This window comes from Cyclobacterium xiamenense, from assembly GCF_900109255.1.
GTDB classification, from domain to species: domain Bacteria; phylum Bacteroidota; class Bacteroidia; order Cytophagales; family Cyclobacteriaceae; genus Cyclobacterium; species Cyclobacterium xiamenense.
Genome location: NZ_FNZH01000001.1, coordinates 170127 through 192202 on the forward strand (window position 1 = coordinate 170127; position 22076 = coordinate 192202).

At 46.5% G+C, this 22076-nt stretch carries 19 protein-coding genes; 15 read left to right on the forward strand and 4 right to left on the reverse strand.

The annotated features are described in order from the left end of the window. Positions 1-8 precede the first annotated feature (8 nt). The 9 genes from BMW71_RS00570 to BMW71_RS00610 all read left to right on the forward strand — a co-directional run bounded on the left by BMW71_RS00570 (position 9) and on the right by BMW71_RS00610 (position 7815). A complete protein-coding gene (locus BMW71_RS00570; protein ID WP_092168030.1) occupies positions 9-500 on the forward strand; it encodes a hypothetical protein in 492 nt (163 codons plus the stop codon). 72 nt (positions 501-572) lie between these two features. Continuing rightward, positions 573-1430, forward strand: coding sequence for a type 1 glutamine amidotransferase domain-containing protein (locus tag BMW71_RS00575; RefSeq protein WP_092168033.1), 858 nt, complete (start codon positions 573-575; stop codon positions 1428-1430). Beyond that, complete coding sequence (locus BMW71_RS00580; protein ID WP_092168036.1) at positions 1427-3199, forward strand: arylsulfatase; 1773 nt, start codon at positions 1427-1429, stop codon at positions 3197-3199. The genes BMW71_RS00575 and BMW71_RS00580 overlap by 4 nt, the downstream gene beginning before the upstream one ends. Positions 3200-3269: 70 nt before the next feature. Continuing rightward, entirely contained in the window at positions 3270-4208 is a 939-nt protein-coding gene (locus BMW71_RS00585) for a hypothetical protein (RefSeq protein WP_092168038.1), read from the forward strand. A gap of 157 nt (positions 4209-4365) precedes the next feature. Continuing rightward, positions 4366-5040, forward strand: coding sequence for a hypothetical protein (locus BMW71_RS00590; RefSeq protein ID WP_092168041.1), 675 nt, complete (start codon positions 4366-4368; stop codon positions 5038-5040). 101 nt (positions 5041-5141) lie between these two features. After that, positions 5142-5765, forward strand: coding sequence for an outer membrane beta-barrel protein (locus BMW71_RS00595; RefSeq protein ID WP_092168044.1), 624 nt, complete (start codon positions 5142-5144; stop codon positions 5763-5765). 15 nt (positions 5766-5780) lie between these two features. Beyond that, positions 5781-6635 carry a hypothetical protein gene (locus BMW71_RS23485; protein WP_143057512.1) on the forward strand — a complete coding sequence of 285 codons (855 nt, stop codon included), beginning with the start codon at positions 5781-5783 and terminating at the stop codon, positions 6633-6635. A gap of 21 nt (positions 6636-6656) precedes the next feature. After that, positions 6657-7115 carry an SRPBCC domain-containing protein gene (locus tag BMW71_RS00605; protein ID WP_092168049.1) on the forward strand — a complete coding sequence of 153 codons (459 nt, stop codon included), beginning with the start codon at positions 6657-6659 and terminating at the stop codon, positions 7113-7115. A 16-nt stretch (positions 7116-7131) separates the two neighbouring features. Then, positions 7132-7815, forward strand: a complete 684-nt coding sequence (locus tag BMW71_RS00610; RefSeq protein ID WP_092168051.1) for a DUF2490 domain-containing protein — start codon at positions 7132-7134, stop codon at positions 7813-7815. Positions 7816-7883: 68 nt separating this feature from the next. Here BMW71_RS00610 and BMW71_RS00615 read toward each other — a convergent pair whose 3' ends face one another. After that, a complete protein-coding gene (locus tag BMW71_RS00615) occupies positions 7884-8318 on the reverse strand; it encodes a response regulator (RefSeq protein ID WP_092168054.1) in 435 nt (144 codons plus the stop codon). A gap of 1042 nt (positions 8319-9360) precedes the next feature. On the opposite strand from BMW71_RS00615, the gene BMW71_RS00620 reads away from it, so the two are divergent. Next, positions 9361-10074, forward strand: a complete 714-nt coding sequence (locus BMW71_RS00620; protein WP_092168055.1) for a hypothetical protein — start codon at positions 9361-9363, stop codon at positions 10072-10074. 239 nt (positions 10075-10313) lie between these two features. On the opposite strand, the gene BMW71_RS00625 is transcribed toward BMW71_RS00620, so the two are convergent. Beyond that, complete coding sequence (locus BMW71_RS00625) at positions 10314-11579, reverse strand: aminotransferase class V-fold PLP-dependent enzyme (RefSeq protein WP_092168058.1); 1266 nt, start codon at positions 11577-11579, stop codon at positions 10314-10316. A gap of 441 nt (positions 11580-12020) precedes the next feature. On the opposite strand from BMW71_RS00625, the gene BMW71_RS00630 reads away from it, so the two are divergent. The 3 genes from BMW71_RS00630 (at position 12021) to BMW71_RS00640 (ending at position 14763) form a co-directional block, all read left to right on the forward strand. Beyond that, positions 12021-12593, forward strand: a complete 573-nt coding sequence (locus BMW71_RS00630) for a Crp/Fnr family transcriptional regulator (RefSeq protein ID WP_177179542.1) — start codon at positions 12021-12023, stop codon at positions 12591-12593. A 68-nt stretch (positions 12594-12661) separates the two neighbouring features. Continuing rightward, positions 12662-13282, forward strand: a complete 621-nt coding sequence (locus BMW71_RS00635) for a porin family protein (RefSeq protein ID WP_092168063.1) — start codon at positions 12662-12664, stop codon at positions 13280-13282. Between the two features lie 227 nt (positions 13283-13509). Further along, positions 13510-14763, forward strand: a complete 1254-nt coding sequence (locus tag BMW71_RS00640; protein WP_177179543.1) for a flavin monoamine oxidase family protein — start codon at positions 13510-13512, stop codon at positions 14761-14763. Here BMW71_RS00640 and BMW71_RS00645 read toward each other — a convergent pair. Next, positions 14760-14954, reverse strand: a complete 195-nt coding sequence (locus tag BMW71_RS00645; protein WP_092168068.1) for a hypothetical protein — start codon at positions 14952-14954, stop codon at positions 14760-14762. The two genes, BMW71_RS00640 and BMW71_RS00645, sit on opposite strands and share 4 nt — an antisense overlap. Here BMW71_RS00645 and BMW71_RS00650 point away from each other — a divergent pair, their 5' ends adjacent. Then, a complete protein-coding gene (locus BMW71_RS00650) occupies positions 14955-15845 on the forward strand; it encodes a M28 family peptidase (RefSeq protein WP_244891028.1) in 891 nt (296 codons plus the stop codon). Positions 15846-15862: 17 nt separating this feature from the next. Here BMW71_RS00650 and BMW71_RS00655 read toward each other — a convergent pair whose 3' ends face one another. Then, positions 15863-18565, reverse strand: a complete 2703-nt coding sequence (locus tag BMW71_RS00655) for a hypothetical protein (RefSeq protein ID WP_143057513.1) — start codon at positions 18563-18565, stop codon at positions 15863-15865. Between the two features lie 624 nt (positions 18566-19189). Between BMW71_RS00655 and BMW71_RS00665 the strand changes: the two genes are divergently transcribed. Then, complete coding sequence (locus BMW71_RS00665) at positions 19190-22021, forward strand: PAS domain-containing protein (protein ID WP_092168075.1); 2832 nt, start codon at positions 19190-19192, stop codon at positions 22019-22021. Positions 22022-22076 lie beyond the last annotated feature (55 nt).

Consider the following 22076-nt stretch of genomic DNA (forward strand, 5'->3'; position numbering starts at 1 on the left):
TTCACACCATGAAACATCCTTACACTCTCAAAGCGTCAATCACGCTCCTGGTCTTGTTAGCTGTTGTTAATACAGCATTTCCCCAAACCTCTCAAACAGAGGTGGAAATCATTCAAGAAGCTTTCGGTCTTGAAAAGGAAGCTGCCCTTGCCAATTTTATGGACTTGGGAGCGGATGCGGAAAACTTCTGGGCAATTTACGACGAATATGAAGCAGCACGTAAGAAGCTTGGGAACGAAAGAATCCAAGTCATCTCAGAATACGCCCAACATTACCCTAACATTACTGACGAAAAGATTATAGAGCTTTTCAAGAGGACTAACGCCTTTAGAAAATCATTTGCCAAACTTCAGCAGACCTATTTTAGAAAGATGAAGAAAGAGGTTGGGGTTCAAAAAGCTGCGCAGTTTTGGCAACTTGAGACCTACTTTAGTTCCCTTATTCAAGTAAATATCTACTCTCTACTTCCATTCATTGGAGAGAACACTCAAGGGAACTAATCCCTGACTTTACTAAGAAAGAACCACTAATACATAAATTTTTAAATCAGTTAGACTTAAAAGCTACGTACCATGAAACCAAGTAAGAAATTAATTTACGTGTTTGCTGCTCTATTGGCTTTAGTAGTTATTTTAGCCGTAGCACTACCCTACATACTGCATTTCCGTGGATTGCACCCTGACTATGATGGTGAAACATTCGATTTGTCAGGTAAAAAGGCACTTATTGTAACGACAAGTCATGGTGTACTCAATAAACCTGGTGAAACTACAGGACAGCCTACCGGAATATTCGCTTCTGAAATGACAATTCCCTATTATGACTTTTTAGATGCTAATATGGAAGTAGATGTTGCTAGTATACAAGGTGGAAAAGTTCCTATTGATCCACAATCGTTCTATTATTTCGTGAGTGCTCCTGAAGACGAGCGGTTTTTGGATGATGACATTTATAAAGCGAAGGTTGAAAATTCATTCGCGGTGGCTGAGGTCGATTTCAAGGATTATGACTTAGTATTTTTCGGTGGTGGTTGGGGAGCAGCTTACGATATGAATGATTCTATTGTTGCTGCTAAAGTGTCTGACGCTTATTATAATTCCGATGTTATTTTCGGGAGCGTTTGCCATGGAGCGTTGGCGTTCACCGAAGCCAAAGATAAAAACGGAGGATATTTAGTGAAGGGTAGAACAATGACGGGTGTGACGCAGCGACAGCTTAAAACATTTGGTATTGAATACACACCGTATCATCCTGAATTGGAATTGAAAAAGGCAGGTGCTATTTACAAAGCGGAGAGCAAAAAAATATTGGAGCCCTTAAACACCTTGACGGTTATAGACAAAGAAAAGCGGTTTGTTACGGGACAAAATCAAAACTCAAGTCATGAAACTGCCCATCTCATGATGAAAACACTAACGGAATTACAATGAAAAAACTAATAATCGTATGCGCTTTATCCCTACTCATCTTTAAGGGTTCAGCAGATGCATTTGGCCAAAACGCTTCTGTCAGTTCAAAACCTAGTATCGTTCTCATCCTGGTAGATGATTCTGGATTGATGGATTTTGGTGTCTATGGTGGCGAAGCACGAACCCCCACTATTGACAAGCTGGCTCGAGGTGGTTTCATGTTTACTAATATGCATGCCTCTCCCGTTTGCTCCCCTTCTAGGGCCATGCTGATGACAGGAACGGATAGTCACCTTGCCGGGGTTGCTAATCTGCCTGAAATGCTTCCAGAGGAGTATCAGTCCAAGCCAGGGTACGGCGGAGAACTTAATGATCGGGTACAGACCATTGCCACTCGGCTTAAGGAAGTCAATTACAACACGTATGTAACTGGAAAATGGCACTTAGGACACAACGAAAAAACACTCCCCCCCAAAAGGGGATTTGATCGATCGTATATTCTTGGTAGCTCAGGAGCGAGCAACTACGATTCTAAAGGCTACCTACCACAAAAGCCGCATGCCCATTGGTATGCCGATGGAAAAGAGGTGGAACTACCTAAAGATTTCTATTCTTCTAAAACATACATTGATAAGATCATTTCTTTTCACGAAGAGGAACAAAACAAAGACAATCCATTTTTCGCATATATTGCCTTCCAAGCAATCCACGCGCCTGTACAAGCACCAAAAGAGTTTGTGGATCACTATATGGATATTTACTCCAAAGGTTGGGACGAAATGCGTCAAGATAGATATGAAAGAGCCAAAAAACTCGGCTTGATTCCTGAAAGTGCACAATTGAGTGACAATATCCCGAACGCTAAAAAGTGGAATGAGTTAAGCAAAAAAGAACAAAAGGATTACACCACAAGTATGGCTGTTACAGCCGGTATGCTGGAAGCTATGGATTACCATATAGGAAGGTATATTGAATACCTGACTAAGGAAGGAAAGATGGAGAATACCATTTTTATCGTAACATCTGACAATGGGCCTGATGGGGGTGACTTTAGCATTGCTGTACCATGGGCCATAAAAAATGGGTATCATAGAGATTTTGATAACAAAGGAGGAAAACACTTTTATGGTTTTATGGGTACCGGCTTTGCCAATGCAGTATCATCCCCTTTTTCCTATTTCAAGTACTACACGGGAGAAGGTGGCTTACGTGTCCCCCTGATCATCAGTGGAAGAAATATTCCGAAAAACACCTCTAATGCATTCAGCTTCTTCACAGATATTGCCCCGACTATCTATGACATTGTGGGTATTTCCACTTCTGCAAAAGCAGGATATGCTCCTATCACCGGTAAAAGTTTACTTCCACACATAAATGATCCGAGCAAGCCCATTTATAATAAAAACGAAGGCGTTGGAATAGAAGTGGCAAATAGCTCCGCTTACTTTATGAATGGGTATAAAATTGTGAAAAACAATATTCCGGATGGAGATAACATTTGGCATCTTCATCATATTGAAAGCGACCCTGGAGAAGTGGTAGATCTGGCTGATCAAGAACCGGAACTATTCAAAAAAATGCTCGCAGCCTATGCCGAATACGAAAAAGAAGTAGGTGTACTTAAAATGCCTGAGGGTTATTCCGCCCAAGGATTTGTTGCTAAAAATGCAACCAAAAGCATGATTAGGGGATTTCTACCTTTACTACTTGTGGTTGTTGGTGTAATCGCTGCTGCTATCAGTTTCTTGATTTGGCGAAGAAGGAGAAATAAGAAAATTTCAAAAAATTAAGTTGAGACTCTAGGGAGGTTGTTTCATTCATTGACTACAACCTTTACCTATTGAAAACGAAAAAATAGACATGCTGAAAAAAGAAATATATTCATTTGTTTGGGTGTTACTAATCACTACGAGTTGTGGCTCTCTAAACCAAGCTAAGTTACTCCGTTCCTATGAAAATCTAACAGCTAATTCATCGGCTTTGGATACAACAAGTACCAATATTACCGCAAATCGCGACGGAATGGGAAGGCAAGCAACTTTACTTTCAGCCTTTTACGGTCTTGATGATGCCTTGCCCCGTCCAGCAAATAAAAGTATTGGTAAAGGGGCTGGTGGAGCAGATGGAATGCCTGTCATCTTTTCACATGAAATTGATCCACGCACCTTGCAGCCTGGTGATTTTAGGATTACCACAGCTTCTGGAAAAAATGGTGAAATCGATTGGGTTACCCTTGCTCCTGCTGACGATAAAGGCGAGTTTCGGACGGTTTTGTTTGCAGGTCATTATGGCAGCATCAAAGATCAGCCGGTCAAATTTGAAGTTATTGGTAACGTGCTTTCTATTGATGGGAAGCTGAACTTTAAAGGAACGAACATAGATATCACACCACTAGAAGATGGTCCAACTATGATTTGGGCGGAAGTTGTTCCCAAAGAAGATTGGGATTTGGGCAAAAAAGCAACCGCACTGGTTTGGGGCGGTAGCAGTGGAGCTCCCGAAGGTACCAAGCAAGTAGTCCGAGTAACTTGGGCCGGAGGGGTCACCAAGCCGGGTGGCGAAGAAATTAACGATGTGGAACGACTGCTATACAAAGTTACGGTTCAGCAAGAGGATGGTAGCAAAATTGAGGTAACTCCCTTTGCTATTGCCGATTTAGGGGATGGAGATAACAACCACGAACTCTGTCTGGATGTAACTGGTACACCGCTATCCGCTTCCTTTCCAGCGGGGTATCTTACAGATCCTAGGGAAGACCTAAATCCAGCAACAACGATAAATATACCAAGTCATAAGTAATCAGTTGAGTAAGTGTGGTTGGGACTACGCTATTCTGGTATAGCGTTTACCCGAAGGCTAATCGGGTAAAGCAGTATTTGCTGTCATCATGTTTGGCTTTAGAAAGCTAATTAATGAATAATTAAACCGCTAAAAAAATTAACATAAATTCTTCAAGATGAAAAAAAGTATTTTGCTATTTGTAGCATTCTTCCCTTTCAGTTTGAGCGGATTCTCTCAAATTAGTACAGAGCAACTAGCCTTGGATGTTAGCAAGGTGGATGCTGAAAATACAGAAAAATTGAAGGAGTATATCTGGAAATTACATGCAGATGTATTTGGTGAAGGTGAAAATAAGATAACACTTATCAGTGAGTTTAAATATGATGACTCTGGAGCGTTGAACATCAATTTGGTAGGCGGAGAAACCACTATCCAAAAGAAACCTGGTGTTCGTGGTAAAATGCAGCAAAATGCAATCGAGAGCAAGGCTGAATATATTGAAAAAGCTATGCAATATGCGTTGAGCTATACCTACATGACTAAAGGTCAACTACTTGACTTTTTCGATAAAGCGGAGGTTATTGAACAAAATGGCGTTCTCATTGCAAAAGGAAAGGATATTTATGTGGCTGGTGATGAGCTGATCATCTATATAGACGCAGAAACCAAGCGATACGTTAGCAAGAGCTTTTCCACTAAAATGAATGCTGATCCCATTTCTGGAGAAGTGCGATACGATACCTTTAAATCTTCCGGCGTGAATCACATCACTACAACGAAACTTGATTTGCCCGTTGAAAACGTAAAAATTGAAGGACAAAACAAAGATTATACCATTAGAGTGGATTAAAGAGACCTGTGATGAAAGGGGCTGGCAAAGTTTTGATAGTCTTTTTCACAATTCCAACAATGGGAGATTATTCATTAATTCACAAACCAAAATAAAAACCAATGTTTAAAAATATTAAATTGACATTCGTGTTTTTCCTGGCAGTTACCATTCATGCGCAGGCACAGCGTATAGAGATCATTCCTCAGATTAACTATACCTTTGGAGGAAAAATATATGGACGGTTTGGGGATCTGAATATAAAAGATAGCGAGAGTTATGGTATATCACTTGACATTGTGAATAAAAATATCTCTTTTCAAATTGAATACTTTTATCAACCTACTATCGGAGATTATCGGGATTATTTCAATCCGGACCTCAATAATCAGCGTTCTGATTTGCGAGTTAGTTGGTACCATATAGGTGTAAGACAAAGATTTGCTACCAATGAGAAAGTTGTACCATTCGCAGGAGCATCTCTAGGACTCACAAACTTTAATTTGGATTCCTCACCTAACAGATATAACGAGGCTGCCTTGTCCTTTGGGCTGCAAGCAGGCACGAACCTTTATCTAACAGAAAGAATCGGGTTAAGGTTACATGGGCGTTTAAATTTTCCCGTACAATTCAACGGTTTTGGGTTTTATGCAGGAAGTGGTGGTAGCGGTCTTCAGGCAAGTGCGGGAGCCTATTTTATCCAGGCCGATATTGGAACAGGTCTTATCATACGCCTTTCTAAGTAAAAATAGCGTGAGGGTGTGGAAAAAACAAAAACAGAAGAAATGAATAAACACGTGAATATATCTATTCATCTTCTTTCAATTTTTTTATACCCAACGACACCACGAAAATGCCCGAGTTTTACTGAAAAATTTAAACAAAGCGAAATGATAAAATCGCTATTTCTACTTGTATTTTGTATCGCTTCTTCTATTGCTTACGGTCAATCTGAGGGTGAAAATCATCGAAAAAATGCACTCAAAATTAATATTCTACCTCCCCTTTTGAGTGCTACAAGCGAAGTATCTTATGAGCGTTTCTTACGCCCAAATTTGAGTATTGTCGCAGGTATTGGAGCCAATCTGAGGGGCAATCAATCTGATTTTGTTTTAAGCTCAGATGCCGACTTAAGTTTTTTAAATCGAGACATTCAAAATCGCTACTTCTTAGCTGAAGTACGCCGCTACATTGGTTTCTGTGATTGTGGTCTTGTCTCACCACATGGCTTTTATGCAGGAGGCTTTGTTCGGTACAATCGTGTGGATTTTTCCTCCGATCTGCAATTTGGGAGTAGCAGTACCCATCTTAACACAAGGATTGAAACAAATTTTAGATCTCTGAATTTTGGGGGGTTGGTGGGCTATCAAATCAAACGAAATAATTGGCTCATTGATTTTGAGTTTGGGGGCTTGGGCTATGCGCCCAATTGGATTCAATTTAATGCGGATAGCGCCTTAAGCAATGACGAACTTGCCCAGGTGTCAGATGCTTTAAGCCAAAATTTTGGAATTAGAAGAAATTTCAGGGAAATCGAGCTCAATAGTTCGGAAGCGGAAATCAATTTTTGGTACTGGACCTTTCGGTATGCAGTTTCCATAGGATATAATTTTTAAACGAACTGATAGCAAGAATTTATGGAAAACGAGAACAATGTAGTATTTACGAAAATAGAAATTCAAGCGACACCAGAGCAGGTATGGAATGTGTTGACGGATTGGAATATGTTAAAAGAATGGAGCTCTTCTTTCATAGGAATTTCTGTAAGTAAACCTGTAAAGGGAGAGAAATTTGTATCCTACTTTAAGAATCCGCTATCAAGCGGTAACATAGCGTTGGAACATATATGCACCGAGTATGAGGAGGGAGTGAAATTTGGTTGGTCTGGTGATATTATTGGAAAAATCAAGGATCATCATGTCTATTCCCTAGAACCTACACCAAGTGGAACTACATTATTCAAACAAGAAGATGGACTACACGGCCCTCACAGCAAGTTTTTTAATTTTCTTGCTGAGCATAAAATGACTGCAATGTATAAGAGATTCAACAAAGAACTAAAGATACGTGTAGAATCAATATACCTAAAATATTAATAGTATTGGAAAAGATATGAAGGAGCATTCACTAGGTATTCTTAGCTTCCTACTCTTTATTTTGAGTCATCAGGCACTTGCGCAGGATGAGTTTTTCCATGAAATAGTCATTGAAAAAACACTGCTAGAGAAAGAAGAATGGGAATTTATCGGTGAGGCCAACTTTAAACACCTATATGACGAACCCGCGTGGAGAAGATGGGGCGTATCATTTGCCGGTGTTCGAAGAATTAAGCGTTTTAGAATACTTGGTGGGATAAATAGTTATTACACCTTCAATAGGGATATCACAAACTTCTTTGAAGTGCGTCCATTGTCCGCTGTTCAATACACGATTCCAATTGCTGGGAAGATTACCTTAAGGCAAAGACTGAAATCCGAATGGCGGTTTTTCTATACCGAAGGATACAACTCAACAAGAGAAAACTATGGACGGTTACGCTATCAAATAGGGGTTGATATCCCCATACCGAGCGGAGAGGAATCTTCCTGGGTCATCCGCCCTTACTTTGAATGGTTCTTTATCAGAGATCCAGCTACATTTGAACGATTTCCTAATGAGAGAGACTATGGAATAAGGGTAATCAAAAGTCTAAAAAATGAACATGAACTTTTCTTTAGTTATAGACTGGAAGAATTCTATACCATTGACACGGAAAAAAGCAATGGTCATATTTTTCTGATCGGTTACTCATTTTAAATATTCAAAAGAAGCCAGACAGAGTTGAGCTAACACTCCCCAAACACTCCTTTACGATAATTTTTTAGCTACTTCTCAACACCCATAATCGGATGCAGGCAGGTTGCCCAGTACCTAATAATAATTTTCAGAAGTTCGCCCTGGGCTTCAATACTATCCGCTTTTTTAAAAAAACCCTGCACATTATACGTATAGGCTTGTTTTACCCTTTCTTTGGAATCTTCACTGGAAAAAAAGACAAATGGAATGGATTTTTCACGCAGGTAAGCGTCCTTTTCAATTTCCTTTTTAAAATCCAGACCGCTCATTTCCGGCATATTGATATCGCAAATGATTAGAAAAATCTTGTCGCGATTATCTCTAAGGTGCACGAGTGCTTTTTTAGGATCTGAAATATATTCTACCTCAGGAAAACGGTCTATCAAGTTTAATGCTTCTTTAAGTAATAACTCTTCATAGGGCTGATCATCCACTAGCAGGATCTTTCCTGTTATTTTTTTCATAGTACCGAAATTGTTTCCAGGTTAAACTTTTGTTTTCCAGTGCCTTGATGGAGAAGTTAAACATCTTAGCGAATGCCAATTTGTTGTTGAAAATAGTGACAGTATGCAAATAATTTTATTAATCTGCCAACAAATTTTTAAAAAAACCTTTGGCCGCCTCATTTTTTAGCTTACAGGAAATTACCTGTGGCGGTAGTGTTGTCGAAAGGATGCAATCCGCTTCTTTTCTAATGACTATGTTCCTGAAAACATATTGGTAGAAGAAGGTACAGGAATTGCCTGTATTGTTTCGCTCTGTAAATGCCGGCCTGAAGCGCCTAAACAATATTAACTGTGGGTGCCGCCTACGGTTGTTTGCCAGCAAAACTATCTCCAACCCCGGATGGGGCTGATTATACCGGAGACGCGTTCCAAAACAGGCAATCCTTCAATCGAGGCATTGGATCCGCCTATGTGCAGCGGGGAAGTGAGATACTACTCGCTGATCTCCTTCCAAACAGGCATCGTCTTTCCGGCGAAACAGAGAAAAGGGTATTTCCTTCAAATTTTGTAGCCTTGATAGCATAGCAGAAAAATGTTTCTTCCGATGATCTTTAAAGGAATAATTACGTGTATTACCTACTAATGGACAGGGTGATTTGGTGGGGAAGATCTATCCGGAGTTCGTTGCCTGGCCCTGACGCAGTCGGGTACCGGCTCATTTGAAGGAGGTGTTCATGAAGGACCCGCTGGTGAAAAAGGAAAGGTGACGGTATCATTTGCTGGTAAATCAAAAAACGGTCAAATTAATTGCTAGACAAAAAACAATAGTTTTTCAAAAATGAAATAAAATAATGGACTATAGCCACTTTCAATGGTCCGGAATGCGCAATTGTTCCCTAGCAGAGGCACTTCCTGTCACCGGGCAACATCGACTTTACCGTATCCTGGCGGGCAAAGCGGTAGCGGTTCTCAATGCAACGCGACCTGCAGTAATTTTTCATTTTGTTAATTTTGCCTACCTTTAAAAGGCTAATTAGTGGGTAAGCTAAACCATCTACCTATGTTACAAAGGAAATTTGACGAAATAGTAAAAAAGGAATTCCCAAATGCCAGGGATGCGAAAGACACGTCTATTCATTTTTTAGGAAAAATGCAAATCGAGCATCAACTGGATGTCTCAAAAATTCTTATGGCAACATCCGTTTGTTCGGACGATATCAATGTGCCATCGACTACCTTCTTCAACGTTCTGTTTGGCCCCTTCGTAATGGGCGGACTCGGAGGCGTTCCATTTGTTGGAAAAACCGGGATGACGGCCTATGCCCACCATATTCCGGATGAAGGAAGTGCGTTTATCTTTTATGGGCCTCACATTGGCATTACCTTGGATGGAGAATTGGGCAAAATGTTCCGACCAAGAATGGAGGAAAAGGGCAATTCATGCGGGGCGCTGATGCTTGCCCTGGATCGTTTACAGCATGATGGGTACACGCCCATCGTCAATGACGACGATTACCAACAGATGAAGCTGGAAGAAAGTTTACTTCCCTTTAGAGCGGAGATACTTGCCAGCGAAAATCCCCCAAAAGCCATTACAGAAGCTACCTACGGTATTATCGACAACAAGATTCGCCAATACCTAAAAACCTGTAAAGATGAATTCCATGCGGACAAGGTAACCTTATTGGGAGGTATCATCATCAATACGGACTATGGACTGGATGATTATTTTGATGCGAGGAATTTTGAGGTGATCGACCTGAAAAGCCTGTAGCCCGCATGGTGCCCGATAGCATTTGCTAGTGCAGATGTGTTAGCCAATTTTTACTCTGTACGGATCAGTATACCCGCCACGTTGGTACTGCTGATTGGAAAAATGGACCCGGAACCACTGCGGAATTCGCCCCTTTTCGGGTCAACAAATAATTGCTGCCTCTGGGGTAGAACCCATGCTGACCGCTTGTCAATCGGTTTCTTTGGCACGCCCCAAGCAGTCTGCTTGTGGTAGGCTGCCTAGGCCCTTGCCAGCTCGATACAGGCTTTCACCAGCACGTCCAACTCGTCCAGTGTGGTGTAGAGGTTGGGGCTGATCCGGCAGCCGTGCACGTTGGAGCCGTCGATCGCGACCGTGAAAATCTTGTACCGCTCCATCAGCACTTTCGCAAGTTCCGCAGGCTTCATGCCTTCGATGCCCACGTTGCCGATGCCGCAATGCCGCCCAGGGTCCTTGGGCGTATTTACTATTACCCCCGGGATATCCCGGACTTTGCTGGTCCAGTACGTTTGCAAATACCGGAGGCGTTCTTCTTTTCGTTTTCCGCCGATGGCATGGTGGTAATCGATGGCATCGTTGATGGCCAGATCGGTATAGGCCGGGTAGGTACCAATATGGTTCAGGCGATGAATGTCGTTGGGGTCACGCTCTCCTTCGGCAAGCAGGGGCCAGACATGCTCCGCATTCCCTTTCTTTACGTACAAAAGGCCCGCACCAAGCGGCGTGCTCAGCCATTTGTGCAGGCTGGATCCGTAATAATCGCAGTTCAGATCGGGTAGGTTAAACTGGAAATGGGCAAAGGCATGCGCCCCGTCCACCAACACTTGCACCCCTTTGCTATGGGCCATGTCACAGATCTTCCGCACGGGCAAGATCTGCCCGGTGATGTTGATCATGTGGGAGACCATCAGCAGCCGTGTCCGGGGCGTAATGGCAGCCGCGTAGAGCTCCACAATTTCTTCGTCGGATTGGGGCAGGTTCGGAACAGATACCACCTTGTTTACCACCCCATACCGTTTGGCGGCCAGCTTGAACTGATTCAGCATGGCGCCGTAGTCCTGCTCGGCCATGACAGCCTCGTCTCCTTCCTTCCAATGAATGCCGGTGATGATCAAATCCAGGGACTCGGTGGCGTTTCGTGTGATGACCACCTCCTCGGGGCTGCAGCCTCCCAATTCGGCCAGGCGGGCAGTGGTGGCCGCTTTGTTTCCCTTGCGCTCGTTTCGCATGTACCAGGATCCCTGGTAATTTACCTCCCGCACGTGCCCGATTAAATTTTCAAGAGTTTCCTGTGGGACAAAGCAATAAAAGCCGTTTTCCAGGTTGATGTAATCGGGTTTGAGCCGGTACCCGGCCCGGATTCCAGCCCAGAAGTCCTCGTTGGAAGCAAGTTGCGCAGGAGGGATGTGCTCGTAACGGGACAGGAGTTGGCCAAAGGAATTCACGCCGGGGCTGGCCGTAACACCCAGGGCCAGGAGGTTTTTTAGGAAGGCTCTTTTTTTCATTGGTGGAAACTTTTTCGGAAATTAAAAAAAAGCAGGTAAAAATAAAAGGAGAATTCCACGTTTGGTAAGGAGGAGTACGAGAATCTGGCTCTAAAATTAACCTTTTGGATTTATTTTTCTCCGGGGCGATGGCATCGGTGTTTCAGGCATGACCGATCGTACAATAGCCACCGTCCTTTTCCACCGCATTCCAGGATTGGGAAAAGGGGAGTAAGTATTTATTGGCTTTTTCCTGAAAAGCCGTTTTTTCCGTAGCTTGTTACTTCGGATGATCGACTGGATAGGGGTGACTACTGCATGAATTGCGGACAGCGCAGCATCGTACCGAACTCCGCCATGCTTTACCGGTATATTGGGTTACAGTCGGTACCATCCCATAGCCTGATGGGCGAAAGGGACGGTCCTTTTTGGCCCGTACAGGCCCTGCTAAAAACGTATTCAATGACAGAAAAAACACCGTATGTTGCCGATTTTTTGGCAAATTTCCAGCCGCAGCTATCGGAACGGGCCGTTGTCCTGCTGCAGCCACTGCTGACACAGGTTGCTGTATCCAAAAAGCAGCTCCTGGTACGGGAAGGAACGATTTGTACCAAATTCTATTGGATCTGCAAAGGTGCCTCCCGAAGTTTTTACCTGCACAACGGGACGGAGGTACACACCTGGTTTGCGTTCGAAAATGAAGTGATCGGTTCGCTGCGAAGTTTCAACGAGCTCCCTTCCCGGGAGAACATCGAATCGCTTGAAGATGGCATCCTGATTTCTATTGATATTCCCGGACTCCGATCCCTGATGCTGGAGAACCTGGAGATCATGCGATTTGTCAATCAAACCATCCTCGAGTACGCTCTTTTTATGGAAGACAAAATTTTTGACTTGCACATGAAAGCTGCCGCCGATAAGTTCAATGCCCTGTTGACCCATCAACCGGAAGTGTTTCGGCGGGTACCGCTTACCTACATCGCTTCCTATTTGGGGATATCCCGGGAAACCCTAAGCCGCCTTCGATCAAGGTGATTTTGTGATCCAAATCAAATGCCGTGTCGGCTTAATTAGCGAATTTTGCAAAAAACAAGACTGAGCCCATGCGTTACCTACCGATACCGGCACCCAAAAACCCGAGTAAACGATTCCCTGGCCTGGTGGGCTGCGTGTTGTGCCTTACCCTGCTGAACGCCGTTCCGCTCCGCGCGCAAGAAACGAGCGCAGCAGCGGAGGTGCACTACGGGATCAAAGCAGGCGTCAATTTTGCCGAATTATGGGGCAACGATGCCCTTCCGGAAAGTGACCGAAAAGTCGGCTATTCGGTGGGTGCCTATGCCGCTTTCAAGGTCTCAAAAGTGCTGAAGCTACAGCCCGAAATGATTTGGTCCCTGCAAGGGGAGCAATCGGAGGAAAACGGGCGGTACAAAATTTCTTACATCAACGTACCGCTGATGTTGAAATGGACGGAGGCGAAGTTTTATACGGAATTGGGTCTACAACTGGGCTTCCTTACCGTCAATACCAGCAAGTCCGTACCGGATAACCTGCGGCTGGAAAATGTGGAAACGATTGATTTCTCGATAAATGCCGGACTGGGATACGCATTTGAAACGGATTGGTCCATCGGGATACGGTACTGCCATGGATTGACCAGGCTTGTCGCTGACAGGGAGTTGCGAAACAACGTGATTTACCTGGGTATTGCCCACCGGTTGTTTTAGCCGGGTCTCCAGGGCCTGAGATGCCGATACGGGGAGCACCGGGCGGATACTAAGCAGAAACGGCCGTTCTTGTTCCCTGTTTCGCAGACCTGTACAACGAGCTGTTCGGGGCGGCGGCATGCCCAGGGATGCTGTGGCGCTACCGAAGCGATGCACGAAAAAAACCATCGGAACCACTGGTTTGCCAGCCTTTCTGGCTGAACCCTATACCCTTCAAAATAAAAAAAATGACACGAAAAGAGTTTATGGAGCAAAGTCTGCGGATGGGTGTTTGCTTGCCCTTTCTTCCTTCTTTTTTGCTACCCACTTTCGGCGGCGAGCGGTCCATTTTACCGCAGTTTCCAAGGAATTTTTCTGGAAAAGTACTCGTGATCGGGGCGGGTGCCGCCGGTCTTTCCGCAGCGTATTTGCTCAAGCAGTACGGAATTGATTTTTTGCTCATCGAAGCGGCCCCGGTCTACGGCGGGCGGCTAAAAAAAATCAATGATTTTGCCGATTTCCCATTAGACCTGGGTGCAGAATCGATTCATACCCACCCGAGGGTACTGTCGGCCATTCGCAACGATCCCAAAGCGCCTACCCCGGTCGAAATCATGGATTACCATCCCCAAACCATCAAAAGCTGGCATGCGGGAAAACTCAACTCCCACAATTTCATCCGGAATTTTTACCGGGAATGGAAATTTGCCAGCACGACCTGGTTTGACTTTTTTGAGCAATTCATCGTGCCAACGATTTCCGATCGGCTGGTACTTCGTGCACCGGTTTCCGAAATCAACTATGAAAACAAAAAAGTACGCGTGACAACGCAGGCCGGCGAGCACTACGAGGCAGACAAGGTGCTCCTCACCAGCTCGATCAAGACCCTTCAGCAGCGACAAATTGCCTTTGTACCCGCCTTGCCCCTTGCCAAAACAAGGGCCATCAACCGGGTGTATATGGGCGAGGGCATGAAGCTATTTATTGAATTCAAGGAGCGGTTTTATCCGGATATACTGGTTTTTGACAAACTGTTTCGCGCAATGCGCGAGGAAAATAAATTCTTGTATGATGCAGCTTTTCGGAAAGATTCAGACAAGCATATTTTGGGACTGTTTGCGATCAACGAAAAGGCACTTGCCTACACCCAACTGAAAAGCGAAGCAGCGATCGTCGAGAAGGTTTTGATCGAATTGGACGAGATATTTGAGGGAAAAGCATCGGCCAATTATGTAAAGCACGTCCTGCAAAACTGGTCCGAGGAACCCTTTATTCAAGGCGCCTATTCCTATTCTTTTGACGGAAACCGAAGCCGCACCGTTGCAGAAATAAAAGAGCCGGTAAGGGACAGAATTTATTTTGCTGGGGAAGCACTTTCACTCGACCACCAGGCGACGGTGCACGGGGCCTGCGAATCCGCTCGGGCCGCTGTGGCGCAGTTGATCGAAGGGCCCCACGATGGGAAAGCCACCGGGCAGACAGCCGCTGCACCGGATATCTAGCCGATTACCGAACGCAACGCGCGGATGATAGCCGGGGACAGTCCCCGATCAATACGGCCTACCGGCTGGGTGCCGGATGCTTCGGGAAGCGGCGTACTCCAGGGCTTGCTGCCGAAAATAGCCAAACCGGAAGATGCTACTTGCGGATGCCGTCTGGCGAAAACACGATTGCTACTAAACGAATAAAACATATGATGAACGCACAGAAAAATCGCTTGTACAACGATTTAGCATTCCTAACCACATTGCGACCGTATCGAAACTACCAAAATATGGAGAGTCTGGAAGCAGTGGCTGCCTACATAGTGGAGGCATTTACGGCCTCTGGGCTGCAGGTATCGCTGCAGAAATGGATTGCAGCAGGGAGGGAATACACCAATGTAATCGGCAGGTATAAGGGGGAGATGTCCAAGCGCCTGATTGTCGGTGCCCATTACGATGTGTGTGGCGATCAACCCGGTGCCGATGACAATGGCAGTGCCGTTGCTGGATTGCTGGAAACGGCCAGACTCCTGGGCGAGCATCAGCCGGAAACGGATTACGGCATCGAATTGGTGGCCTACTGTTTGGAAGAGCCTCCCTTTTTTGGCACCGAAAAGATGGGTAGTTACGTACATGCCCGGTCGCTTTTTGAAGAGCAGGTAGCGGTTGTTGGGATGATTTGTTACGAGATGATTGGCTATTTCTCCGATGCGCCAAATTCCCAACCTTTCCCTTCAGCCGAACTGGCGCGACGGTACCCTGGTACGGCTAATTTTATCATCGTGGTGGGAATAGATCGGTACGATGCTTTCAATAAAAGTGTGCAAAAGCTGATGGCCGACCGGGCACAGATCGATGTACAGGTGGTTAGTTTTCCTGCCGAAACAGGTGCTACCGGCTTAGCCGGGCTTTCCGACCAACGCAACTACTGGACTTTTGGATACCCCGCGTTGATGATCAACGATACGTCTTTTGTGCGGAATCCCCATTATCATTTGGCATCGGATACCATCGATACGCTGGATTTTGATAATATGCGGGAAGTGGTTACGGGTGCCTGCCATGCGATAACCCACCTGGAAGTTCCGACAACTGCCTAAAGGACAGTTTTCCGGGTTCAAAATTGTTCCACCTTGAAATTGCGGTAGACAAATTGACGGGTGGCCATGTGACGCAAACCGATGCGGCCTTTATGGATGCGTTTGGGTTCGATCCCCCCGGAAATCGCATCGGTGTTCCAGGTATGATCAATCATGCAATGGCCGCTGTCCTTTTCTACCAAACGGAGCCGTAGGGAAGCAGCGCGCTTTTCCACCTGCACCCGATAGGTTTTCCCAGGAAGGATCTCGCCATAGTCCACCATCGGCTCAATCAGCCCTCTTCCGGGATACCAGTTCAACTCCTCGTCCCGCCAGGGGTAGCGCTTGTTGCGGAGGTTTTCGCGGAAACTCAGGCTCAATAAGTCCATGTAGGTAAAGTAAATTCCCATGTCGGGAACCTCCCGAAGGTGGTTCCAGGTGGAGATATCCTGCAGATAGGGTGGGGTACCGATGCCCTGCGCCTGGATATATAGCAGTGTGGTACCGTAGTCGCTCTCGTCGATGCGGCGCATCTCGTAGCTAATGTTGATATCACCTTCAAACTCCTTTTTGGTCCAGAGTACCGCGTGATGGGCATGGTAGGCCAGGGAATCGTCCTCTTTGGTCACGGTTCCTCCGGAGAAAAACAAGCCATCGGCCGATGCGCGCAGGCTGGCGTGTTTTCCATCCAGGAACCAGTTTTCCTTCCAGTCCCCCGTCATCGGATCTTCAAAAATAATTTGAGGCGCCGCTTCCGGCGCATCGGAGAGTACCCGCATCGCCTGCTGCTGCCCGATACGGTCAATGAGTTGTTGCTCAAACAGGCTTAGAGGGGCAACCGGTGCATCCGGACTTTCGATATAGCCGCTGCCCATCAATGCGTATCCATAAAATTTTCCCTGTTGGGGCGTGTCCCAGTAGCCGGATCGGGTGTTGGCGTAGCGGACGCCATTGGCATCGAAGCCTTCTTTTTTATCGCCGGTATAGCCGATCGCAAAGTTGTTTTCTCCGTCAGTTTCCGGATCGAAAACGACGATGCTGGGCGCATCGCTGTTCCAAATCACCGTGTTGGCGGCAGACCAGCCATGGCCGGTGCCGGAATCCCCGCGGTTGATGGCTGCGATGCTCCCGTCTTTGGTGCGGATGTTATCGTAGAGAAAGCCCGTGCCCCAGCGGTGATGGGGCTCGGATTGCTGTCCCCGCACCGCGGTGGAGTTGACAAAGGCAAAAGGACCCATCGTCCGGGCACCCCCCGCAAAATCGTGTCGGGCATCCTCCGAATAACAATTGTATACCAGGTGGCCGGTTCCGCCTCCCATCACAAAGGCGTACCGGAATCCACCGCGGTTCGGGCCAACGGGTTCCAGGTAGGCGCAGTCGCGAACGGTCACCTGTTGCGAGCCCTTTCCCAGGGCAACTGCCGCAAATTGCAGGTGTTTGACCCGAACGTTCCGAACCCAGCTGTCTCGGGCATTGCTGATGGAGACGGCCGTTCTGAAATTCATAAAATTTGCCGATTTGCCGGTATCTTCCACCCGGGTGTCGTAATTGGACACGATCAACAGGGACTCCACCCCGCAGTGGGTGGCCAGCGAACCCAAATCCGCCGGGAATACCTCTCCGCCGCCATGTTCTTTTGCGATAGATTGAGGTAGCATGACCCGAAGACGAAGGGTGTTGCCCTGCACGGCTTCGATTTGCCGCAGGTGCATAAATTGGAAGGACTCCGGCTTCCAGGGTTTTTTCTTTGCTCCTTCTTCTCCGCCGCGAATGTGCCGGAGCCGCTCGCCCATGCCAAGTTCATCTATCCATTGTTGATTGACGGTTTTCCGGACGTAGACAAAGTCACCCGCCGCAAAGTAGCTGGCATCCGTTACCGACAGTTCGTAGCTGCCGGAAGGCACGTAGTCGTCCGCGATGCGAATGGCATTTTCCGGAAACTGCTTGATTTCTCCTTCACCGATAACAATGGCATTTCCCCCTCCCTTGTCGGTGCGGAAGATCAGTCGGGTGCCATCCGCCGCATTGCCTTCCCCGCGAAGGACCACACCGGAGGGGACCTGCAGGCTTTCATTTATGTAGTAGGTACCGGCGCTCAACAGGACGGCGCCTTTTATGCCCAGGCTATCGGGCTTAAGGTTTCCGACGGCCTGCAGGGCGTCTTGAATTTCTGCCCAACTATCGGGTCCCTTGGGATAGGCCATGGAGCCGTCCGGAAGTATCTCTCCATGGGAAGGGCGAATGATCTTCCGGACAGGGACCACGGGAATGGGCACATTGCTTTGTTTGTACCCGGTTTGGGACCAATCGAGGATCCGGTCACCCCGATCGCTGTAGGGTTTGTATACGAGCTTTCCGTCCGGGCCCGGGGCTACCAGGGGCTGGAGCGGGCTTGGTTCGAAGGCATGGGTGGGTATTGTAGCAGGCGCCGGGCTTACCCAAGACCGGGGAAGATCGGTCTGCTGCTGGGAGGCCGTATCTGCCGGGCACTTCGAACAAAGCGCAAGTCCCTGAGCTCGCGCCGCCGCGAGCGTCATTTTTTGCATGGACGCTTGCGCAGCTGCGCCGAGTCGCTGAAACCGGATGCAATCCACTACATGCACCCGATTTCCTCCGTTGTGGTACACGGTGGTATCCTCTCCGGTTTGTGCGGAAGTACGCTGCATGGAAACCAGGCACAGCAGTATGCCGAGCGCAGGTAGGCAAAGGTTCCGGGTCATGAATGAAAAGGTCGGTCTCATTTGGTTGGAAGGGGATTTTTTACGGTTCCGGATAATACACAAGTCTAAATGTACAATGCTATGGGTTAATTCCTTGGGTTTTTCGTTGGAAAGCTGGCGATTTTCCGAGAAAAAGGAATCTAAGTCGGAGAATTAGCTGAAAGGGGCGTGGGTATGCGCATGCAAACGGTACACAAACGGGCTTTCGGTTGATTTTTTTTGGCAATCTGGGGATAATTATCGCCGTAACTCAATTCCTACTCTCGTTACAGGAACCCTTGGCTACCTCATCCGAACAAGCGTTTTTGAAAGAAAGAAGTTGTGCCTGGACCGGAAAGGGCCTGGCTTTCGCGGTGTCGGAGCAAGGCATAAACGGGATTTTCATGGGGTCCGGTCCGAATAAATAGTCTTTTTTTACAAATTTTATTTGTTTTTGAGCAATTTTACTGTTCCCTTGGTTTATTGGTAGGAAATGTTCATTAGATTTGTGCATTACGAAAATTCGTAATACATTCCCCGTTAAGACAGGGCGTTACGGTTTGGATGATCCATACGATTGACTCTTCGGGTTAATCGGTTTTTAATCCGATCAGGTGTTTTTCAGTATTTCTTTTTCATGGGTTTCGAACATACTTTTATGTAGATATGGAATCGGTTGGTACGTATTGGAGTCCGTTGTTTGACTCCTTAAAGGTGGGGGTGGTGCTTACCGATAGTCGGTGTGTGATGATTGAAGCAAATGCTGACATCAGGCGCTACATGGCGCCAAACTGGCGGGGTAAGGAGTTGAAATCTATTTTTTTGGATGGTGATTTTATCGGAAGCAAGCTAGCAGATTCAGAAGGCCCAAATCGGTCGTTTTCCGCCCGATTGCCGGGACGCTCCTCGGGGATGATTGGGGTCAGTGTTTGCCCGGTTGTATGTTCCGATAACGAGCACATCCTCTGGACCTTGTCCCTGGAAGAAAGGCCGGAACACCCCAAGAGCTTTGGGGTCGAGGTTTTGCCGAAGATTGGATGCTGGAAAATTGACCTCCATGCCCATGTGCTGACCTTGGACCAAGCGGTATCATCCATTTGGGGCATCGGCCAACGAACACAGTTAACCCTAAAGGAGGGGCTAATGCTTCTTTCAGGCTGCCCGCTCAGGACAAGTTTGCTGCGCCATTTTTATCGGTGCATGCGAGAAGGCCGATCGTTCGATAAGACCGTTTCCCTGGTCGATTCGTCGGGTACCCACCGGTGGGTCAGAATTATCGCCCATGCCTTAGACGAGGGGGACCGGGTTTCAAAGATGTATGGTAGCCTTCAGGGTTTAGACAGGACACCGGAGAACTCGCAGGTTTTTGGTTTTTTTCAAGAACACCTTCCAGGTTTTCTTATTCGGTTGTTTACAAACGCCGAAGGGAAGGAAGAGGCAGTATTTTTTGGAGACAAGGTAGCTCAATTTACCGGGGTGCAACCCGAGCGTGTATACAAACAGGAAGTTTTGTGGAACAGTATTTCAGAAACAGACCGGGCCTATTTGAAGGCACGTATTTCGCATCCAACAGCAAACCTGACGTCATTTTTCTATCCCGTCTGCATCCAGGTACCGGAGGCAACGTTTTGGTTCCAAACCTGGTGGACCTTTGGGCAGGATGAGGGGTTACCTGTTTGGGAAGCGATTTTTCTGGATATTTCCTCCCAAAAACAGGCGGAGACCGCATTATCCCGATCCGATGAGAAATTTAAAAAATTGGTGTCCAGCATGGATGACCTGATTTTTACCCTGGACAAATCGTTACGGTATACGGGGATTTATGGCCGGTCTCTGGAGTATGCCGGCATTTCAGAAAAATGTTTTCTGGGCAAGACAGCGGAAGAACTCCTGGGGAAAGAGGCCGCTGAGGTACATGGCAAGAACTACGCAATTGCGCTTTGCGGTAACCACGTTCACTATGAATGGTCCATGGCTGAGGGAGATGCCAGGAAATGGTTTTTGACGAAGCTGTCTCCGATGATCGACCAAAATGGGGAGGTTTTTGGGCTGGTCGGAATCGTAACCGACGCCACCGATCGAAAGCAAATGTTGGAGGAAGTGCTGATTGCGAACCAGCGCCACGAATTGGTCAACAAGGCTACCAATGAAGTCATTTATGATTTTGATTTGCTGGAAGGAACAATCTTTTGGGGAGGTAGCTTTGATCGATCCCTGGGCCACAAGAAACCAGAAGGAAGCGAGTTTTCGCTGCGAGATTGGGAATCCTGGGTTCATCCGGAAGACCTGGAGACTGCGTCCAATGCGCTTAGCAGATTTCTGCTGAATTCCTCTGGAAAGCATTGGTCTTGGCAGTACCGGATTAAAAACCATCGGGGCAATTATTTTTACGTGTTGGAAAGAGGATTTTTGCTTCGGGATAAAACAGGAAAGGCCCTACGGATGATCGGTTCCTTGCGAGATATCAATCGCGAAATGGTTCTTAAAAACAAGTTGAAATCCTCCTACCAGCGATTGAGTGAGTTTCGTACCGCCCTGGACCAGAGCACCAATATTATTCTCACCGATTTGGAGGGCATAATTTTGGATGTAAATCAAAGCACCTGCGACCTTTCCGGCTATTCACGCAAAGAATTATTGGGCGTCCACACCCGAATCAACCGGTCGGACCATCATCCGCGTGCCTTTTACCAAGATATGTGGAAGACGATTCAATCTGGAAAAGTATGGAAAGGTGAAATCAAAAACAAACGTAAGGACGGCACCGAGTACTGGGTACTGACCAGTATTTTTCCACTTCGGGACCGGGATAATCAGGTACACCGGTATTTGGCCGTACGAACAGACATTACCAAACAAAAGCAGGCCCAGGAACATATCATGGAGGCCCTGGAAAAAGTAATGCGCTCAGAAAAAAAATACAGCGACTTGTTTCATAACAGTCCCATACCCATGTGGGTTTTCAGTACCGAAAGTTTATCAATACTGGATGTCAATCAGGCTGCAATTGATAATTATGGCTACACGAAATCAGAATTTTTGCAACGAACAATACTCGACCTGCGCCCCCCACATGAAGCAGCGGAATTTAAAGTCCGAATAAAAAGCATCCCCGATAACAGGGGTATTTTTAAAGAAAAGTTTGTCCATCAAAAAAAATCGGGCGAACGTATCAAGGTAGAAGTGTCTTCCATACCTATTGACCTAGGCAGTCGAAAAGGGAAACTTGTCGTTGCCAATGACATTACTCAGACCCTCAATTACCTCGAAAAGGTGGAAAAACAAAATGCGGTACTGCGAGACATTGCCTGGACCCAATCTCATTTGGTTCGTGCACCCCTTGCCCGTCTGCTGGGTCTGGTGGATTTGTTGCGCGAGGAAGTATTGGACGAAAACGAAACCCAGGAATTTCTTTCGCATGTCTGTACATCTGCAGGCGAACTGGACGATGTAATCCGATCAATTGCGGAAAAAACCAACCAACTCGAAGAAGAATAAACGATTGACACCGCCTACGAGCCGATTACCCAAATCGTTTATTTTTACCGGCAGG

Bases quoted from the DNA above. Each gene is read 5' to 3' on its own strand.
- BMW71_RS00570 (WP_092168030.1), top strand. From the start codon at position 9: ATGAAACATCCTTACACTCTCAAAGCGTCAATCACGCTCCTGGTCTTG.
- BMW71_RS00575 (WP_092168033.1), top strand. From the start codon at position 573: ATGAAACCAAGTAAGAAATTAATTTACGTGTTTGCTGCTCTATTGGCT.
- BMW71_RS00580 (WP_092168036.1), top strand. From the start codon at position 1,427: ATGAAAAAACTAATAATCGTATGCGCTTTATCCCTACTCATCTTTAAG.
- BMW71_RS00585 (WP_092168038.1), top strand. From the start codon at position 3,270: ATGCTGAAAAAAGAAATATATTCATTTGTTTGGGTGTTACTAATCACT.
- BMW71_RS00590 (WP_092168041.1), top strand. From the start codon at position 4,366: ATGAAAAAAAGTATTTTGCTATTTGTAGCATTCTTCCCTTTCAGTTTG.
- BMW71_RS00595 (WP_092168044.1), top strand. From the start codon at position 5,142: ATGTTTAAAAATATTAAATTGACATTCGTGTTTTTCCTGGCAGTTACC.
- BMW71_RS00605 (WP_092168049.1), top strand. From the start codon at position 6,657: ATGGAAAACGAGAACAATGTAGTATTTACGAAAATAGAAATTCAAGCG.
- BMW71_RS00610 (WP_092168051.1), top strand. From the start codon at position 7,132: ATGAAGGAGCATTCACTAGGTATTCTTAGCTTCCTACTCTTTATTTTG.
- BMW71_RS00615 (WP_092168054.1), bottom strand. From the start codon at position 8,318: ATGAAAAAAATAACAGGAAAGATCCTGCTAGTGGATGATCAGCCCTAT.
- BMW71_RS00620 (WP_092168055.1), top strand. From the start codon at position 9,361: ATGTTACAAAGGAAATTTGACGAAATAGTAAAAAAGGAATTCCCAAAT.
- BMW71_RS00625 (WP_092168058.1), bottom strand. From the start codon at position 11,579: ATGAAAAAAAGAGCCTTCCTAAAAAACCTCCTGGCCCTGGGTGTTACG.
- BMW71_RS00630 (WP_177179542.1), top strand. From the start codon at position 12,021: ATGACAGAAAAAACACCGTATGTTGCCGATTTTTTGGCAAATTTCCAG.
- BMW71_RS00635 (WP_092168063.1), top strand. From the start codon at position 12,662: ATGCGTTACCTACCGATACCGGCACCCAAAAACCCGAGTAAACGATTC.
- BMW71_RS00640 (WP_177179543.1), top strand. From the start codon at position 13,510: ATGACACGAAAAGAGTTTATGGAGCAAAGTCTGCGGATGGGTGTTTGC.
- BMW71_RS00645 (WP_092168068.1), bottom strand. From the start codon at position 14,954: ATGTTTTATTCGTTTAGTAGCAATCGTGTTTTCGCCAGACGGCATCCG.
- BMW71_RS00650 (WP_244891028.1), top strand. From the start codon at position 14,955: ATGATGAACGCACAGAAAAATCGCTTGTACAACGATTTAGCATTCCTA.
- BMW71_RS00655 (WP_143057513.1), bottom strand. From the start codon at position 18,565: ATGAGACCGACCTTTTCATTCATGACCCGGAACCTTTGCCTACCTGCG.
- BMW71_RS00665 (WP_092168075.1), top strand. From the start codon at position 19,190: ATGGAATCGGTTGGTACGTATTGGAGTCCGTTGTTTGACTCCTTAAAG.